1 pseudogene is annotated in these 289 nt (G+C 79.6%); it reads left to right on the top strand.

From position 1 onward, the window contains the following. Positions 1-257: pseudogene (locus VR44_RS39270) on the top strand (cellulose-binding protein); the annotation flags it as partial. Positions 258-289: the final 32 nt, after the last annotated feature.

The raw sequence follows: 289 nt of genomic DNA, 5'->3' as shown, positions 1-289 counted from the left end.
ACGCGCAGGCGCGGCTGGCGGAGGCGCGGCGGGGGTTCGCTGAGGCGGAGGAGTCCGCGCGGCACGGGCAGGAGGACGCGGAGGCCCGGGCGGCGGAGCTGGTCGCGCAGGCGCGGGTGCGGCAGGAGCGGGTGGGGCGGGAGACGGACCGGATCCTGCGGGAGCACGCGGAGGCGCAGGAGGAGATGCGGGCCCACATGAACCACGTCCGCTCCAGCCTGGCGGCCCTCACGGGCCGGGCCCCGGCGGAGGGGTAGCCGTTGCCCGTGCCCGTGCCCGTGCCCGTGCC

This window comes from Streptomyces katrae, from assembly GCF_000966975.1.
Taxonomy (GTDB): Bacteria; Actinomycetota; Actinomycetes; order Streptomycetales; family Streptomycetaceae; genus Streptomyces; species Streptomyces katrae.
Note: the sequence above shows the minus strand (reverse complement) of the source record. Positions and strands in the feature narration are given on the sequence as shown.